General features: G+C 33.2%; 14 protein-coding genes and 1 other RNA gene. 11 read left to right on the top strand and 4 right to left on the bottom strand.

Features of this window, described 5'->3' with window-relative positions; translation table 11 throughout:
* Positions 1-7: 7 nt before the first annotated feature.
* From BED47_RS18750 to BED47_RS18740, 3 genes are all read left to right on the top strand, one after another.
* Positions 8-1,255 (top strand): MFS transporter, encoded by a 1,248-nt coding sequence (locus tag BED47_RS18750; protein ID WP_069034918.1) that lies wholly within the window; start codon positions 8-10, stop codon positions 1,253-1,255.
* A 236-nt stretch (positions 1,256-1,491) separates the two neighbouring features.
* Positions 1,492-3,024, top strand: coding sequence for a Ppx/GppA family phosphatase (locus tag BED47_RS18745; RefSeq protein WP_069034917.1), 1,533 nt, complete (start codon positions 1,492-1,494; stop codon positions 3,022-3,024).
* Positions 3,025-3,208: 184 nt separating this feature from the next.
* Positions 3,209-5,326 (top strand): RNA degradosome polyphosphate kinase, encoded by a 2,118-nt coding sequence (locus BED47_RS18740; protein WP_069034916.1) that lies wholly within the window; start codon positions 3,209-3,211, stop codon positions 5,324-5,326.
* A gap of 45 nt (positions 5,327-5,371) precedes the next feature.
* Here the strand turns inward: BED47_RS18740 and BED47_RS18735 are convergent, their stop codons facing one another.
* Complete coding sequence (locus tag BED47_RS18735; RefSeq protein ID WP_025569101.1) at positions 5,372-5,941, bottom strand: hypothetical protein; 570 nt, start codon at positions 5,939-5,941, stop codon at positions 5,372-5,374.
* A 207-nt stretch (positions 5,942-6,148) separates the two neighbouring features.
* On the opposite strand from BED47_RS18735, the gene BED47_RS18730 reads away from it, so the two are divergent.
* From BED47_RS18730 to secG, 3 genes are all read left to right on the top strand, one after another.
* The gene (locus BED47_RS18730; RefSeq protein ID WP_025569102.1) at positions 6,149-6,370 is read left to right on the top strand and encodes a hypothetical protein; all 222 of its coding nucleotides are present in this window, start codon (positions 6,149-6,151) and stop codon (positions 6,368-6,370) included.
* The gene (locus BED47_RS18725) at positions 6,363-7,292 is read left to right on the top strand and encodes an alpha/beta fold hydrolase (protein ID WP_069034915.1); all 930 of its coding nucleotides are present in this window, start codon (positions 6,363-6,365) and stop codon (positions 7,290-7,292) included. The genes BED47_RS18730 and BED47_RS18725 overlap by 8 nt, the downstream gene beginning before the upstream one ends.
* Positions 7,293-7,377: 85 nt before the next feature.
* Positions 7,378-7,611, top strand: a complete 234-nt coding sequence (gene secG, locus BED47_RS18720; protein WP_025569105.1) for a preprotein translocase subunit SecG — start codon at positions 7,378-7,380, stop codon at positions 7,609-7,611.
* 145 nt (positions 7,612-7,756) lie between these two features.
* Here secG and BED47_RS18715 read toward each other — a convergent pair whose 3' ends face one another.
* Entirely contained in the window at positions 7,757-8,248 is a 492-nt protein-coding gene (locus tag BED47_RS18715) for a DinB family protein (protein WP_069034914.1), read from the bottom strand.
* A 275-nt stretch (positions 8,249-8,523) separates the two neighbouring features.
* On the opposite strand from BED47_RS18715, the gene BED47_RS18710 reads away from it, so the two are divergent.
* The 4 genes from BED47_RS18710 to ssrA all read left to right on the top strand — a co-directional run bounded on the left by BED47_RS18710 (position 8,524) and on the right by ssrA (position 12,902).
* Positions 8,524-9,264 carry an alpha/beta hydrolase gene (locus tag BED47_RS18710; protein ID WP_056469924.1) on the top strand — a complete coding sequence of 247 codons (741 nt, stop codon included), beginning with the start codon at positions 8,524-8,526 and terminating at the stop codon, positions 9,262-9,264.
* A gap of 66 nt (positions 9,265-9,330) precedes the next feature.
* Positions 9,331-11,772 (top strand): ribonuclease R, encoded by a 2,442-nt coding sequence (gene rnr, locus BED47_RS18705; protein WP_069034913.1) that lies wholly within the window; start codon positions 9,331-9,333, stop codon positions 11,770-11,772.
* A gap of 91 nt (positions 11,773-11,863) precedes the next feature.
* Positions 11,864-12,331, top strand: coding sequence for an SsrA-binding protein SmpB (gene smpB / locus BED47_RS18700; protein ID WP_025569157.1), 468 nt, complete (start codon positions 11,864-11,866; stop codon positions 12,329-12,331).
* Positions 12,332-12,544: 213 nt separating this feature from the next.
* Positions 12,545-12,902: a transfer-messenger RNA gene (gene ssrA, locus BED47_RS18695) on the top strand.
* 582 nt (positions 12,903-13,484) lie between these two features.
* Here the strand turns inward: ssrA and BED47_RS18690 are convergent.
* Both BED47_RS18690 and BED47_RS18685 read right to left on the bottom strand, forming a co-directional pair.
* Positions 13,485-14,705 carry a helix-turn-helix domain-containing protein gene (locus BED47_RS18690; protein ID WP_069034912.1) on the bottom strand — a complete coding sequence of 407 codons (1,221 nt, stop codon included), beginning with the start codon at positions 14,703-14,705 and terminating at the stop codon, positions 13,485-13,487.
* 359 nt (positions 14,706-15,064) lie between these two features.
* Positions 15,065-15,646 (bottom strand): TetR/AcrR family transcriptional regulator, encoded by a 582-nt coding sequence (locus tag BED47_RS18685; RefSeq protein ID WP_069034911.1) that lies wholly within the window; start codon positions 15,644-15,646, stop codon positions 15,065-15,067.
* 272 nt (positions 15,647-15,918) lie between these two features.
* Here BED47_RS18685 and BED47_RS18680 point away from each other — a divergent pair, with 272 nt between their 5' ends.
* Entirely contained in the window at positions 15,919-17,361 is a 1,443-nt protein-coding gene (locus tag BED47_RS18680; protein WP_439097796.1) for a DHA2 family efflux MFS transporter permease subunit, read from the top strand.
* Positions 17,362-17,365 lie beyond the last annotated feature (4 nt).

Here is a 17,365-nt window from a genome sequence, read left to right as displayed (position 1 = left end):
GGAAAAAATGACGATAACTACTTCAACACCTTCAAATCCTTCAATGGCTTCCTTGCTAAAAAATCGCTTTATTCAGACGATTCTTACGGCAGGTTTGTTTATCCAAGTCGGAATTTGGATTCGTAATTTTGCAATTTTATTATTTGTTGTTGAAAAGACGAATGGCGATGCTACAGCTGTGTCACTTATTTCAGTTGCTGAGTTTGCACCTATTTTTATCTTTTCATTTATCGGTGGTACTTTTGCAGATCGTTGGAAACCAAAGCGTACAATGATTTGGTGCGATCTTTTAAGTGCGGCTTCAATTTTTGTTATACTTCTAGCGCTAACGTATGGGACTTGGAAGTTCGTATTTTTTGCAACATTGGTTTCTGCAATTTTGTCACAGTTTTCACAGCCATCTAATATGAAGTTATTTAAGGTTCATGTACCAATGGAGCAAATGCAAGCTGGTATGTCCTTATTTCAAACAATGATGGCGATCTTTATGATATTAGGTCCTGTATTAGGAACATTTGTATTTCAACAAGCTGGAATGTTTGTATCGATGGGTATAGTAGGTATTGCTTTTCTTTTATCAGCTCTAGTATTAACAAAGTTACCTAAAGATCAGGAAGAGGAAAAAGTTGATCATGCTTCATCTTTATGGGAAGAGATGAAACTAGGATTTCAATATGTTTGGACAAGAAAAATTTTAGTCCTTTTAGGCGGGGTTTTTGCAGCAGCAGGACTAGGTATCGGTTTTATTCATCCATTAGCAATTTTTCTAGTTACTGAACGATTAGGACTAGATAAAGATTATTTACAATGGTTGTTCGCAGCAAATGGTGCGGCTATGATTATTGGGGGTGGCCTGATTATGGTAATTTCTAATAAACTGGCACCGCATGTTTTATTATTAATCGGTATGGCTGTCAATGCTATCGGAATTTTTGTAATAGGTTGGTCTCAATTATTCTGGCTTACGCTATTAGCCGAGTTCTTTATAGGGCTATTTATGCCTGCACTTCATATTGGAATTAATACAATTATCTTAAAAAATACGGATGAAAAGTTTGTAGGTAGAGTGAACGGTATATTAACTCCATTATTTATGGGCTCTATGGTCATTACAATGAGCTTATCAGGCGTTTTAAAAGAACAATTCTCTTTATTTACTATTTATCAACTTTCAGCGGTACTATTCATCATTGGAATATTGATTATGGTTCCGATGTTTAAGATGAAAAATGTAGCAGTTGAAGCAAAATCATAAAACTAAGTCATTTTAAAATAAAACCTGATTACTCTGTTAAAGATAGTCAGGTTTTTTGTTTAATGTAAAAAGCATCTTAGAGCGGAAATCTGAAGAAGGCCTCTTTGTGTAAAAATTTCATTTGTTAAATGTGCCAAAAGTACCTTTTCATAAAGAGAAGGTTATTACTTACCTATATATTGATATAATGGAAGAACCAAATAGTCTACTAATTATTGAGATAAAGGGTGAGAAACATGAAGGAGAAATACGGCATCATTGACATTGGTTCAAATACAATAAGACTTGTTATATATGAACAAAGTAAAAGTGGTCGAATAAAAGAAGTTGAGAATATTAAAACTGTCGCCCGGTTACGGAAGTATTTAACTGATGAAGAATTCTTGGATACTGAGGGGAAGGAAGTACTACTTAATACCCTTTTAATGTTTCAGGAAATCACTCGTTATCATAAAATTAGTGAAATAAAATGTGTAGCAACTGCGACAATTAGGCAAGCTGTTAATCAAGATGAAATAATTCAACTAGTTACTGAAAATACTGATTTTACAATACGCGTTTTATCTGGATATGAAGAGGCATACTATGGATTTCTTGCTGTTGTAAATTCTACTCCAATACAAGAGGGAATTACAATTGATATTGGTGGAGGTAGTACAGAGGTAACATATTTTAGAAACCGTGAAATGATCCATTTTCATAGTTTCCCCTTTGGAGCATTATCTTTAAAACACGACTTTGTATCAAGTAATATTCCAACAACTGAAGAAATGAAACAACTTACTCAATTTATACAAAAGCAATTTGCTTCTTTAGATTGGCTCAGAGAAAAGCAAGTTCCGATTGTCGCAATAGGAGGAAGTGCCCGGAATGTAGTGCAAATGCATCAAAGTTTGGTTAATTACCCTATTACAGGTATTCATCAATATGAGATGAATTTTGAAGAAATAAACTTTATAAAAAAATATCTCTCTTCATTAGAATTTGATCATATTTTAAGAACTGAAGGTCTATCAAAAGATCGCGCTGATATCATTCTCCCTGCAATTGAGGTCTTTAAAGAGCTTTATTCAATTGTTAATGCGAAGAGCTTTGTATTAAGTAATAAAGGTTTGAGAGATGGAATCTTTATGGAAGAGTTTATCTTAAACGGAGAAAAGTTACTTCCTAGTGTAGTAGAAAAAAGTTTTACTGATTTAGAGAAAGACTATGAAGTAAATATAGATCACGTAAATCATATAAAGTTTTTAGTAAACCAATTAGTCGAGCAAATTAATTTATACAATTTAAATCAAATAAAGTCTGGAAATATATTAGATCTAAATCTAGCAGCACGGGTATATAATATTGGACAATACATAGACGAAGAATCAAGTAGTCAGCATACATTCTATATATTATCTAATCGTACAATTGAAGGATTGAGCCATAAAGATCGCATAAAAATTGCCTTAATAGCTTCATATAAAAATAAAAATAGTTTTAAGCAATATGTTAAACCGTTTCTTGAATGGTTTACAGCGGATGAACTAAAAAAACTACGCTTTTTAGGGATTCTTTTAAAATACGCTAATAGTCTAAACGCATCAAAAAGAGAAGTAGTGAAGAATATTGAGTTTAAAATGAACGATGGTGATCTGATTATAAAGCTTAACTGTATTGAGGATGCAACAGTTGAAGAAATTGAATCTGAGAAGCATAAGAAACAATTAGAAAAATTATTTAATAAATCGGCATATATCTATTTTGAAAAGCACAAATCTGAGTAATCAGATTGTGCTTTTTTATTTTAATTAAAAATTGCCAGTAATTAACATTTTTTTCATATCTTTACAATTTATTAACATAGCGTTAATAATAGGTAAATTTTATTATTGTAGGATTATTGTGTAGATATTAATTAAAAAATAAAGAGATCGTATTTCTAGAATATGTTCAAAAAGGGTGTAAATGATGATAGCGACAAAAGAGTATAGTGGTAGAAATATAGAGTTAGCAGATCCACAATATTATAATAATCGAGAATTAAGTTGGCTAGCGTTTAATGAACGTGTTTTAGAAGAGGCATTGGACGAAACTAATCCCCTGCTTGAACGCTTGAAATTTTTGGCTATATTTAGCTCGAATTTAGATGAGTTTTTTATGGTACGCGTTGCGGGGTTAAAGGATCAAGTAAAAGCTGGTTTTAATAAGCCAGAAAATAAGGCTGGTTTAACACCAAAACAGCAGCTTTCACAAATATCAACAGCTGGTCATGAACTAGTAAATTTGCAATATAAAACTTTCCGAGAAACATTAATACCAAAGTTAAAACAAGAGAATGTTCATCTTGTAAAATATCATGAACTTAGTGATCGACAAAAAAATTATTTAGAAAAATATTTTGAAGAGCAAGTACTTCCTGTTCTAACACCAATGGCAATCGATGCTTATAGACCTTTTCCAATGTTATTAAATAAAAGTTTAAATTTAGCTGTTTATTTAGAAGATCTGGCAGAGGAAGAAGAAAAGCGTAATAAATTTGCGATTGTACAAGTACCTTCTTTATTAAAAAGATTTATATCAATACCTACACTTGATGGAAAGCATTGTTATATTTTATTGGAAGATGCGATTACTGCATACATACATCTTTTGTTTCTTGGTTTTAAAGTACGAGAAGTAGCGCAGTTTCGAATTACTAGAAATGCTGATTTGACAATTCATGAAGAAGGGGCTAGAGACTTACTTCTTGAAATAGAAAAAGAGTTGAAAAAACGTAAATGGGGTTCCGCGATTCGACTTGAAATTGGACCACCAGGCGCAAGCGAATATATTCTAAATTACTTATTAGAAAAGCTCGACGTACATGGAAAAGATATATATGAGCTTGATGGTCCTTTAGATTTAACATTTTTATTTAGTTTTTATAAGGAACTAGAAAAGTATAGAGAGGATCTAGTGTATGAAACATTAATCCCACAGCCTCCACATGATTTTGAATCCGATGGGGATATATTTAGCAAAATAATGGAACAAGATATATTGCTTCATCATCCATACGAATCATTTGAACCAGTATTGGATTTTGTATTAGATGCAGCGAATGATCCAGACGTCTTAGCGATTAAACAAACTTTGTATCGAGTAAGTGGCGATTCTCCAATTATCGAAGGATTAAAACGTGCAGCGGAAAATGGTAAACAAGTAACTGTTCTTGTAGAGTTGAAAGCTCGTTTTGACGAAGAAAACAATGTACATTGGGCAAAGGAATTAGAAAAAGCGGGCTGTCATGTTATTTATGGAATGACTCATTTAAAAACGCATAGTAAAATCACACTTGTTGTTCGTAAAAAGAATGGAAGAATCGAGCGGTTTGTCCATTTGGGTACTGGTAACTATAACGATGCAACTGCAAAAATTTATACAGATATGGGACTAATGACTGCTAATCGACAAATCGGAATAGATGCTACAAATTTTTTTAACTTCTTAAGTGGATTTATGGAGAAGCCTGACTTTAGGCATTTATCGGTCGCTCCGTATAGTATTCGTCATGATTTTATTCGAATGATCGATGAGGAAATTGCATTTCATAAACAGTATGGAAATGGACGAATAATTGCTAAAATGAATTCTTTAACTGATAAGCAAATTATTATGAAGATATATGAAGCATCTAAAGCTGGGGTAAAGATTGACTTAATTGTTCGCGGAACTTGTTGTTTGCGTCCTCAAATAAAAGGTGTCAGCGAAAATATTCGTGTCATTAGTATCGTTGGTCGATTTCTAGAGCATAGTCGAATCTATTATTTTTATCATAACGGAGAACAGAAAATCTTTTTATCTTCTGCGGATTTAATGACACGTAATATGGAAAAACGAGTTGAAATCTTTTTTCCAATCTTCGCTGATCATTTAAAAAAGCGAATTATGAATATTCTACTTATGATGCTCTTTGATACAGCAAAGGCACGTGAGCAAGATGAAAATGGTATTTATCATTATGTGAAAAGCATTGGGAAAGAGAAATATAATAGTCAGAGTGAATTGTTTAATTTGGCATATAATGTGTGGGATGGTGAAGAATAATAAAGAAAAGAGAAGGTTTTGTCCTTCTCTTTTTTATATTTCATGCTAATTTTTATTTTTTTTCGACCTTCTAGCAAACCAAAATGCAATAATGAGTGCTCCAATTGAGTCTGCGATTATATCTGTCATTGTATCAAAGTTACCTCCGCCTTGAGTATTAGTTCCAAAAAATTGGTCGCTATTGAATTCCCAAATTTCCCATAATGCTCCACAGAATACTCCAAATGCAAAAACAAATAAAAATACGAAGCCAGCTGACATCTCACTCCGAGACTGTTTGGTTGTTAATTTTCCCATTAAATCAATTGCTAAAAACGCGACTAGCGTGCCACTTAGAAAATGTAAAAACGTATCCCACCAGCCTAAACTATAAAATCTAAGCATTGAACCAAGACATAGGGACCCTATTAAAAAAGCAAAATAAGAGAGTATAAACGGAAATGCAAATCGAATTTTAAAAAACTTATCTAAAATTAGTGGCATTAGTGCACAAATGAAGCCACCTAGTGCGATTGGATATCGATAAGAATCGTCTCTTATAAAAAAAATGACAAATAAGACAAGCATCACAATTGCAAGGACAAGACTTAAAATTGTTTGTATGCCTCTTTTCATTTCGAATCCCCCATTCATCCTGTTTTTATCTCAAATCAAACATCAATAAAAAACTTGATTAGTTAAAAATCCCAAAAATGAGCTTAACTTTGACATAAAAAGTTCATCAAATAGATGAAAAAATGTTAAAAATTAACCTATAGAATTAGGAAATTTGGATTAGTATTGAATTAAGGATATGAATGGCAATTAGTTGGGAGGAGAATTATGAACTTTTTCGCATACTTAAAAGATTTTATTTGGTATACTATAAAAACATATTTACTTCCATTTATTATTGTAATTGTTTCAATAGTAATTGTTTTTTGGAGATTATTAGGTGATGAATTTACATTTAAATACATACGATTAGAAATAATCTATTTCATTTGTTTTTTCTTATTAGTTTCTTTTACAACATATGAGATGAAGGGGCATAAAAATGATTAATTGGGAAGGATTAATTTCGGCGAAAGATCGAACAAAAATCTATTTGCGAAAATATATTCCTGCTGAACCAATTGCTGTGATTCAAATTGTACATGGAATGGCAGAGCATGGTGGAGCTTATGATAAATTTATTGAATATTTAGTTCATAATCAGTTTGCAGTCTTTATTCATGATCAAAGAGGTCATGGGAAAACGGCGGCGATTGAAGATGATCTAGGATTTTTTGGTGAAGAAATCGGTTGGGATGAAGTTGCTAAAGATATCATTTTTATAAGTAAGATGATTAGAAAAGAAGTAAAGGATATCCCTTTAATACTATTTGGACATAGTATGGGATCTTATTTGAGCAGACGAGTAGTTCAATTAAATGGAGGACTATACGATGGACTAATTATTTCTGGAACTGGATACGATCCAGGAATACTAAGAAAATTAGGGGTCTTTATTTCAAGCGCAGAGGCATTTTTAATTGGTGCCAATAAGAGAAGTAAAATTTTAGACTTTTTAACTTTTGGAAACTTCAATAATCATTTTAAGTTTCCTAAAACAAAATATGATTGGTTAACAAGAGACGAAGCAGAGATTGATCGTTATATAAAAGATCCATTTTGTGGTTATATTTGTTCTGCAAGTTATTATCGCGAACTGTTGAAAGGGATTGGAATTATACATCGTAAAGAGGAAATACAGAAGACACCAACTTCATTGCCAATTTTTATTTTTTCTGGAGATAAAGATCCAGTTGGTCAAAATGGTGACGGTGTAAAGAAAGTTTATGAGTTATATAAAGAGATTGGATGTACAAATGTAAAGTTGAAATTATATGAAGAAGGTCGCCATGAGATGCTTCATGAAACCAATAAAGATGAAGTTCATCAAGATGTAAAAACTTGGATAGAAGAAACTATACTAAATCATTAAATAAGTGTTGTACTCTCATATTGAAGTATAGTATTCTTCATAGTAGAATAGGAAGTAACAGTCTTTTTACTGTGGAGGTGAAGAAATGCATACGTTTTTATCTGTACTTTTAATTATTGTTTCAGTACTTATGATTGTTTTAGTTCTACTTCAATCTAGTAAAAGTAACGGCCTATCAGGTGCGATATCTGGTGGTGCTGAGCAACTGTTTGGCAAGCAAAAAGCTCGTGGTTTTGAACTAGTTTTACAAAGAATAACAGTTGTTGTAGCAGTTTTATTCTTCATTCTAACGATTGCTGTAACATATTTTAAACTGTAATAAACAAGCTGCCTAAAAGGGTGGCTTTTTATTTTGTTAAAATTATAAAAAAATGCTGTATTAAGTTTGTGAGAAAATAAAAAAGACAACCTAAATTTAGGTCGTCTGAGTATGTAGACTAAGTATTTTAGGTTGCCTTTGAATATTAACCTTTCATTGCAGCCCATTCTTCTTTACTTGGACCGTACATTCCAGGAATAGCTAGCCCAGCTTGTCGCATTAATACAGTCATTTGGCCACGATGATGTGTTTGATGCGAAATTGCCATGCGTAGTAATGCATGGATAGGCATTTCAAGGAATCCAAAAGCGTTAATGATTTGATTTAAATCTTTTTCTTTCCATTCTTTTTGTGCAGCTTCAACCATAGCTTTACTAGCTTCTGCGTATTTTTCAGTAATTTCTTTTGCAGTTGCAGGCATTTCTTCTTTGCTCATAGATGCTTCGAATTGTAATCCTGATTGTGAAATAATCGCTTTAATTGCTGTTGTTATATGCCAAGCTAATTCTCCTAATGAACTAAAAGCTTCACCTATTGATTGATCTAGTGATTCATCTGTCATAGCATTTAGTAATTTGATGGTGTTTGCTTCTTCCATTTTCCATTCAGTAATAAATTCTTCAACATTATTAAACATAACGTATCCTCCCTTTGTTGGTTAATGACCAACATTATTATTACCACACCTTTCATTAAATCATAACTAGTTAATTAAAAAAACTGTTTATTGGTAAATTATTGAATTGAAAGGTAAAATAAAAGAACAATTTCTTTACGTAAAATTAGTTAAAAATTATTATTCATTATTTATATTGAAGATGTCGATTATTAATTTAAATAAACAAAATCATTTATAGATAATATAAAAGTAACGAAAGAAAAATGGATAGAAAAGTTTTGGAGTGAGTATATATGAGAGTAACAATGCCGAAGCCATTTACGTTTGAAGGTGGAGATCGAGCAGTTTTATTATTACATGGGTTTACAGGGCATTCTGCTGATGTTCGTATGCTTGGTCGTTTTTTAGAAAAACAAGGATATACTTGTCATGCACCGCACTATAAAGGACATGGTGTACCACCAGATGAGCTTGTTCATACTGGACCAGAGGACTGGTGGAAGGATGTAATGGAAGCTTATCAATTTTTAAAAGATAAAGGACATCAAAAAATTGCAGCGGTAGGTCTATCTTTAGGAGGAGTATTTGCACTAAAGCTAGGTTATACTGTTCCTTTGAATGGAATTGTCACAATGTGTTCGCCAATGTACATAAAAAGTGAAGAAATTATGTATGAAGGTGTCTTAGCTTACACAAGAGAGTTTAAAAAACGTGAAGGGAAATCTCCTGAACAAATTGAAGTAGAAATGGAAGAGTTTAAAAAAACTCCGATGAATACATTAAAAGCTCTTCAAGGATTAATAAAAGAAGTGCGTGAAAATGTTGATACTGTATATGCACCAACGTTTGTCGTTCAATCTACTGTAGACGAGATGATTAATACGGACAGCGCAAATATTATTTATAATGAAGTGCAATCTGATCAGAAAAAATTAAAGTGGTACGAAAATTCAACACATGTTATTACGCTTGGACAGGAAAAGGACATGTTACATGAAGATGTACTAGCATTTCTTAATGAATTGGAATGGTAGAATGAAATCTTTCTGGACAAACTTAAATTAAATACCCTTTAACAGTAAGAAAAAGGAGGGAAAAGAATGAATCAACAATGGAAAGAAAAATTATTGGAATTGATGAAAAGTGAAGATTATAAGCCTTTAAATATTCAAGGAATTGAAGAGGCTATGGAGTTAACTGATGCAAGTGATTTCCGAGAAGTAGTAAAAACGCTCGTTATGTTAGAAGATGAGGGGTATATTGTACGTTCTCGAAATAATAAATACAGTTTACCTGATCAATCTAATTTAGTTAGAGGTAAATTAACTGGCCATGCGAAAGGCTTTGCGTTTGTCATTCCAGAAGAAGTAGGGGCAGAGGATGTATTTATTTCACCATCAGATTTAAATGGTGCTTTACATGGAGACATCGTTTTAGCTCGTATTACAAAAGAAAAAAGTGATGCACGTAGAGAAGGGACAATTGTAAAAATTGTTGAACGTGGTCAAACGAAAATGGTAGGTACATACCAGGCTCAGAAAAGTTTCGGTTTCGTTATTCCTGATGATAAGCGATTCGGAAGCGATATTTTTATAACAAAGAGTAATTCTCAAGGCGCAGTGGAAGGTCACAAAGTTGTTGTAGAGCTTACTCAGTTTCCTGAGAATGGGAAAAATGCAGAGGGTATTGTAGTTCAAGTTCTAGGACATAAAAATGATCCTGGTGTTGATATTCTATCGGTTATTCATAAGTTTGATTTACCGCAAGAATTCCCTAAGGAAGTAATGGATCAAGCAAATGCTGTACCTGATGAGATTGATGAATCAGCGATAGGTACTCGCCGCGATCTTCGAGATGAACAGATTGTAACGATAGATGGAGCGGATGCAAAGGACTTAGATGATGCTGTTACAGTAACAACGCTTGAAAATGGTCATTACAAGTTAGGGGTACATATTGCAGACGTTTCATACTATGTGACTGATAACTCACCGATTGATCAAGAAGCTCATGATCGTGGAACAAGTATTTACTTGGTTGACCGAGTTATACCAATGATCCCACATCGTTTGTCTAATGGAATTTGTTCATTAAATCCAAAAGTTAATCGATTTACACTTTCATGTGAAATGGAAATTGACCAAAAAGGTGAAGTTGTTAAGCATGAAATTTTTGAAAGTATCATTAAAACAACTGAACGAATGACATATAGCGATGTAAATAAAATATTAGATGAGCAAGATGCTGAATTACATGAACGTTACGAACCGTTAATCCCAATGTTTGAGGAAATGGCCAAGTTAGCGAAAATCTTACGTAATAGACGAATGACTCGTGGAGCAATCGATTTTGATTTTAAAGAATCAAAAGTATTAGTCGATGAAGATGGTCATCCAACTGATGTCGTCATTCGCGAGCGTTCAACTGCTGAAAAACTAATTGAAGAATTTATGCTAGTAGCTAATGAAACAGTTGCTGAGCATTTCCATTGGCTAAATGTACCGTTCATGTATCGTGTTCATGAGGATCCAAAAGAAGAAAAATTACAACGATTCTTTGAATTTATTGCATCTTTTGGATATACAGTAAAAGGTGCTGGAAATGATATTCACCCGAGAGCGTTGCAACAAGTTCTAGATATGGTTCATGGGCAACCAGAGGAGACAGTCATTTCAACAGTTATGCTTCGTTCAATGAAACAAGCGAAATATGAGGCGGATAATCTTGGCCATTTTGGATTAGCAGCGGAGTATTATACTCATTTCACATCGCCGATCCGTCGATATCCGGATTTAATTGTTCATCGATTAATTCGTAAATATTTAATCGAAGGAAAAATGGATAATGAGACAAAGCGTGAGTGGGATGATAAATTACCTGCAATCGCAGAGCATGCATCCAATATGGAGCGTCGCTCAGTTGAAGCAGAAAGAGAAACCGATGATTTGAAAAAAGCAGAGTACATGCTTGATAAAATTGGTGAAGAGTATGAAGGTATTATTAGCTCTGTAACAAATTTCGGTATGTTTATTGAACTACCAAATACAATTGAAGGATTAGTTCGAGTTGCTGATTTATCAGATGACTACTATAACTATGACGAGCGTACGTACGCTATGATTGGTGAAAGAACAGGGAAAATCTTCAGAATTGGTGATGAAGTATCTGTTCGAGTAGTTAACGTTAATAAAGAAGAACGAGCAATCGATTTTGAAATTGTTGGCATGAAATCGAACAAACCTCGTAGAAGCGGCGGTAAAGGCCCAGTTAATCTTGGCGGCGGCTCTGGTGGCGGTAGAGGACGAGGTGGACGCGGCAGAGGTTCTTCTGATCGAAATGGAGATAGCTCTCGCAGTGGCCGTTCTCGTGGAAGAGGTGGAGATAGTTCTTCACCTCGAAATGAAGAGAAAGAAAGCGGACGTGGCGGAAAATCATCGAGAAATAAACGCGATGATCGTTTTAATCCTACGAAAAGCAAAAGCAAGAGTAAAAAGAACAAACCTTTCTACGAAAAAGTAGCAAAAGGTAATAAAAAACGATAGTAAGTAAAAAGCAGTGGACAAAATTGTCCACTGCTTTATGTATACAAACATAATTTATGGTAAAATAAGTAAAGATAGAGAGGTGTTATTTATGCCAAAAGGTGAAGGGAAAGTAATTGCTCAAAATAAAAAAGCGTATCATGATTACTTTATCGAAGAAACGTATGAAACAGGTATCGTTTTGCAAGGTACTGAAATAAAATCATTACGTGCTGGAAAAGCTAATTTAAAGGATTCCTTTGCACGTGTTCAAGGCGGAGAAGTATGGCTTCATAATATGCATATTAGTCCATATGAACAAGGAAACCGTTACAATCACGAGCCATTACGTACTAGAAAATTACTACTACATAATAAAGAAATCGTGAAGTTAATCGGTTATACAAAGGAAACAGGTTATACATTAGTACCTTTAAAAATCTATTTAAAAAATGGCTATGCTAAGCTATTACTTGGATTAGGTAAAGGTAAGAAACAATATGATAAGCGTGATGATTTAAAGAAAAAAGAAGCAAAACGTGAAGTAGAGCGTGCATTCAGAGATCGTCAGCGAATCTAATTGGATAAATGTTGAAGCATTGGAATTCTGTATTTCTTTTAGAAACAATTGTTAATTGCAACTTGAGTAGGATATGCTATAATAAGTTTGTAAGTTAATCAGCAACACAAATTGAACGATGTTCAGTTTTTATAAATTATGAAGCCTTTGCTTTATGCTTCGTAAGTCACTCATAGCGAACAGATCTGAATAAGTTCTGGGAGCATTTTATATGGGGACGTTACGGATTCGACAGGGGTAGTTCGAGCTTAAGTTGCGAGTCGAGGGGTCGGCCTCGTTAAAACGCAAAAGCCAATAACTGGCAAAAACAACAATTTCTCTTTAGCTGCTTAATTGCACTAAAGGCTCCTCCTATGTATCGCCCATGTGCATAGCTTAGAGGGGTTCACTCATTAGTGGGCTACGCCGGACCTCGCCGTCTGAGGGGAATGGAAGAGATTAATCAGACTAGCTATCAGGAAGCCTGTCATTGGGCCAAATGGTATGCGAAATTCTAATACAGTGACTACGCTCGTAGAAGCTTAAGTGCCGATATTCTTGGACGTGGGTTCGACTCCCACCGTCTCCACCAATACATACTGTTTGGTGGTTTTTTTATGCTTAAAATTATAAATTCTAAACCTCTTAAAACGTTGATATATCAGTGTTTTAAGAGGTTTTTCTATTTAGGAGTAACTGCAGTTAAATATAGTTTTATTAAATATGGTTCATTTTTAGTACGTTCATTTATAGATAAAAATAACCTATTTTAAATTTTAATTAGAACAATTAGATAGTAAGCTATGGCGATTTATCAATCGTGAATTTATAAGATTGTTTCGGATAAGTCAAGCTAGAGAAATGAATAGAATTTTTGGGAGTTAGACATAAAAGGTTTCTTTTTCATTGTTTATCCGTATAAATATAATGTTAAAAGTATTTTGCTGGTAAGAATTTCTAAATACTCCCTACTTAAAAAATGACTAATTTTTTCAAATTTCAATCTTTCCCTTAAAAATAAAAAAAGACAAGCATACAAAATAAGTATTCTTGTCTTTTTTTTCATTTAAAGTTCATTTTCGCAACTCCTGGAAAAAATCATAAGCTGGTCCTCAGTGTGAGGACCAGCATTTATCTGTAAATAGTAGCCTATTAAAATTATATATATAAGTTCTTATGCATTTACGATTAACTGCGCAATTTCCATTGCCTGTTCATTTAAATTCATCTTTTTATAATAATTAAATAATTCCTTCTTAGAACGCTCCACTAAAAAAGTAAAACCATTTTTAATAAACATTGGTAACGCTTTATTATTTAAATAATTATAGTACTCTTTTTCTTTAGATTTTAATAGATAAAGTAAAAGTTTGAATAAATGGATATATAAAATATAATTATTCTTTTTCGCTATGAACAATCCAGTTTCAGCATCATTTATTAATTCGTCTAGGTTAGAATAACCGTCTTCAAAAGAGCTTCGGATATAACCCTCTAATGATAATAAATAGGATAAAGATTCTGAATTTTTCAGTAACATAGAGTCTTTATAATACTTTCTTGCTTCCTTATAATTTTTACCTCTGTAAAATTCATAGGCTAAATTATGCAAGACTTTTGCTTTTCGATCAGGTGCATTACATAGTTCGCAGCTTCTAATCAAATTTTTAAAACGACTGATAATCTCTTCATCTAAAGTGTCACCTTGAATTTGAATAATCATTAACATTTCAGCATCAATAACTCTAAGATAGTTATTGATCTGTTTAAAAAATTGATGAGATTTTTCAGCATAATAATAGGCTAACACAGGAGCGTTTAATGTATGGTAAGCGGATGCTAAATGGTAATAAAATTCAGGGTTTTTATATACTGTATTATCGATGGACTTTAAAATTTGGATTACTTTACCATATTCTTGCTTCGCCAATGAATAGATTCCTAAAATATGCTTCAATAAGTTTCTTTCATAAGGAGCTAATTTGTCTTCTTTTTTTTGTAGCTTTTTTATGATTTTAAATGCTTCATTGCATTTACTATGTGCAAGAAAATATTTCGCTCTTAGTAACTGATACATATCATTATATTCCGAGATTTGAATTAATTCTTCCATTTCAAATTCATAGTAAATTTGATCCATCTCTTCAAATAATTGCATAATAATTACATCATGCCAGTGAAGTAATCGTTGTTTTATATTCATAAAATTAGCTACTTCTAATTCCATATCAATTCCAAGTCTTTTGGATAATAAATTTATAATTTCAGGTGCGTACTTTGTCTGTGCACATTCTATTTTACTAATATGGGTAACGGAGCAAATGTTTTTTCCTAATTGTTCTTGTGTTAGTTTGTACTTTTCTCGATAAAATTTAATGATTTTTCCTTCATACATAACTAAGTCCTCCTCCCATTCCAGGATGTTAAAAATAGTGCCTAATACTAAAATTCTACATTTAACAACAAAAATAGTATATTTAGAAAAGCCGTATAGTATGTGAAGTAATACTTAAAGATATGTTAAGGAAAAATAAAATTACGATAAATTTAAGAGAAAATGAAGAGTGAAATAGGGCTGATTACACAATATTTATCTATTCTTCAATTAATTACATTTATTAGGAAGACCATGTGTGCAAAATTGTATTATTTCAAAAGGTTTCTATAATAGTAGGAAATTTGTCGATTTTCGAGTTAAAGGTAGGAGGAGGATGGTCCATACAAAAAACTGTAAGCAAATTGGCTTACAGTTTTTTATTCGATCTTATTACCAATTCTAAAAAGCAAAGATAACTGCTTAGCTAAATATTGAGGAGTATAAGGCATGTCATTTCTTAACCAAGATACAATTGTACCAATCAGTGCTGATGACCCGTACCAAATAATAATATCCTTTTGAATATCCGTCTTAATGTGTAAAGAATCAATTTCTCTTCTTTTTGTGATTGTTTCAGTAATGATTTTTAATAATTGCTCTGTGAAGATTGGCGTTTTAGTAGAAGCAAGAACTACTTTATAAAACTTTGCATTCTCCGCTATATGTTCAAGTAGATTTAGAAGTCGCACTGAGTCAGTTTCATCTATAGACTTAAGGGTCGTTGAACCCCTCATAATAAGTCCAAGCCTCTCACCCATTTCCAAAGCCATATTCTCCATCATATCCTGTATGTCACGATAATGAAGATAAAATGTTACTCGATTAACTGTTGCACGATCGGCTATTCGATTAACTGTAATTTTGTTTAGATCCATCTCTTGAAGTAGTTCGATAAAAGCGTCTTTAATTAATTGGCGCGTACGAATGATCCTAGGATCTACTTTTGTTTTATCCTTCAAATCAAATCACCTTTTCCATGAAATTTACAATTTTTTTAAATGTGTTTATTATGTTTGGTTTTAACTACAGAACTAATAAGTGTGATAACTACAATACATTTCTTCAATTATTGTCGGTTGTAAGAATGAACTAACGAATTATAATGTAATTTATATCATGTTAATTATTAAACACTTTGTAAATTATGTCCATGATAAAGAGAGAAAGGATTGATGGGGGATTGAGTAAAAATTCTGTTTCAGACACAAATTCGATAAAAAAAGGTCCTATTATGTTCATTTTGATTTTAGGTGCCTTCATTGCAACCTTAAACCAAACGCTTATGAGTGTTGCAATTCCTGAGTTAATGGTTGATTTTCATATAAAGGCAGCAACAGCGCAATGGTTAACAACGGGATACATGCTAGTAAATGGTGTGTTAATCCCGATAACTGCTTATTTGATGCTAAGATTTACTACACGTGAACTATTTCAAGCATCTATGATTATTTTTTTAGCAGGGACCATTGTTTCTGCACTAGCGACTGATTTTCCAGTATTGTTAACGGGACGCTTAATACAGGCAGCAGGTGCGGGTATTATTATGCCATTGCTAACAAACGTTATTTTGACACTATTTCCACCAGAAAAACGTGGAGGAGCAATGGGGATGGTAGGTTTAGCGATTATTTTCGCACCGGCGATCGGTCCTACGCTTGCAGGCTATATTATGGAGAATTACAAATGGGAGACGATGTTTTACGGGATGATTCCATTTGCGATTATTGTTATCGTACTGGGTTTCATTTATTTACGAAATGTATCTGATCGTATCAAAACAAAATTTGATCTTCTTAGCGTTACACTATCTACAATTGGTTTCGGTGCAATGCTTTATGGATTCAGCCGTGCTGGAGGTTTAGGTTGGTCAAATTCAGAAGTGATTAGTACGATTGTTATTGGCGTATTGTCACTAGTACTCTTCGCATGGAGACAATTGGTTTCGCAAAATCCTTTACTTGATTTGCGTGCATTCAAGTTTAGTATGTTCTCATTAACAACAGTTATTAATGTTGCAGTTACGATGGTAATGTATGCAGATATGATGTTACTTCCTCTATATTTACAAAATGCTCGAGGGTACACACCAGTTGAGTCTGGTCTTCTACTATTACCAGGTGCATTAGTAATGGGATTCCTTATGCCAGTTACAGGTAGATTATTCGACCGTGTCGGTGCTAAATGGCTAGCAATAGTAGGAATGATTATTACAATCGCAACAACGCTTGGCTTTACAAACCTAACGGACTCGACGAGTTACACTTTTCTAGTTCTAATGTCCACAGGACGCCGAATCGGTATGGCATTAATGATGATGCCAATACAGACTGCTGGTTTAAATCAACTACCAAAGCAATTAAATGCACACGGTACAGCAATTACGAATACAATTCGCCAAGTTGCTGGAGCAGTTGGTACATCACTTCTAGTTACAGTTATGACAGATCGTACAAAAACACATATACAAGAATTAATTCCTACTGCAGCTTCTAAAGGTTTAACTCAAGCTCAACTTATAAAAGAAGCTTCAATAAATGGAATTAACGACGCCTATCTTGTGATTGTCGGAATAGGGATTCTTGGCTTACTACTTTCTTTCTTTATTAAAAAGGTTAAACAAGGGGCTTCAGAAGAGGCAACAGTTAACTTAAAAAAAGTAACAGTTAAAGCTTAATACA

This window comes from Gottfriedia luciferensis, from assembly GCF_001712755.1.
GTDB lineage: Bacteria > Bacillota > Bacilli > Bacillales > Bacillaceae_G > Gottfriedia > Gottfriedia luciferensis_B.
Note: the sequence above shows the minus strand (reverse complement) of the source record. Positions and strands in the feature narration are given on the sequence as shown.

Bases quoted from the DNA above. Each gene is read 5' to 3' on its own strand.
- BED47_RS18750 (WP_069034918.1), top strand. From the start codon at position 8: ATGACGATAACTACTTCAACACCTTCAAATCCTTCAATGGCTTCCTTG.
- BED47_RS18745 (WP_069034917.1), top strand. From the start codon at position 1,492: ATGAAGGAGAAATACGGCATCATTGACATTGGTTCAAATACAATAAGA.
- BED47_RS18740 (WP_069034916.1), top strand. From the start codon at position 3,209: ATGATAGCGACAAAAGAGTATAGTGGTAGAAATATAGAGTTAGCAGAT.
- BED47_RS18735 (WP_025569101.1), bottom strand. From the start codon at position 5,941: ATGAAAAGAGGCATACAAACAATTTTAAGTCTTGTCCTTGCAATTGTG.
- BED47_RS18730 (WP_025569102.1), top strand. From the start codon at position 6,149: ATGAACTTTTTCGCATACTTAAAAGATTTTATTTGGTATACTATAAAA.
- BED47_RS18725 (WP_069034915.1), top strand. From the start codon at position 6,363: ATGATTAATTGGGAAGGATTAATTTCGGCGAAAGATCGAACAAAAATC.
- secG (WP_025569105.1), top strand. From the start codon at position 7,378: ATGCATACGTTTTTATCTGTACTTTTAATTATTGTTTCAGTACTTATG.
- BED47_RS18715 (WP_069034914.1), bottom strand. From the start codon at position 8,248: ATGTTTAATAATGTTGAAGAATTTATTACTGAATGGAAAATGGAAGAA.
- BED47_RS18710 (WP_056469924.1), top strand. From the start codon at position 8,524: ATGAGAGTAACAATGCCGAAGCCATTTACGTTTGAAGGTGGAGATCGA.
- rnr (WP_069034913.1), top strand. From the start codon at position 9,331: ATGAATCAACAATGGAAAGAAAAATTATTGGAATTGATGAAAAGTGAA.
- smpB (WP_025569157.1), top strand. From the start codon at position 11,864: ATGCCAAAAGGTGAAGGGAAAGTAATTGCTCAAAATAAAAAAGCGTAT.
- BED47_RS18690 (WP_069034912.1), bottom strand. From the start codon at position 14,705: ATGTATGAAGGAAAAATCATTAAATTTTATCGAGAAAAGTACAAACTA.
- BED47_RS18680 (WP_439097796.1), top strand. From the start codon at position 15,919: ATGTTCATTTTGATTTTAGGTGCCTTCATTGCAACCTTAAACCAAACG.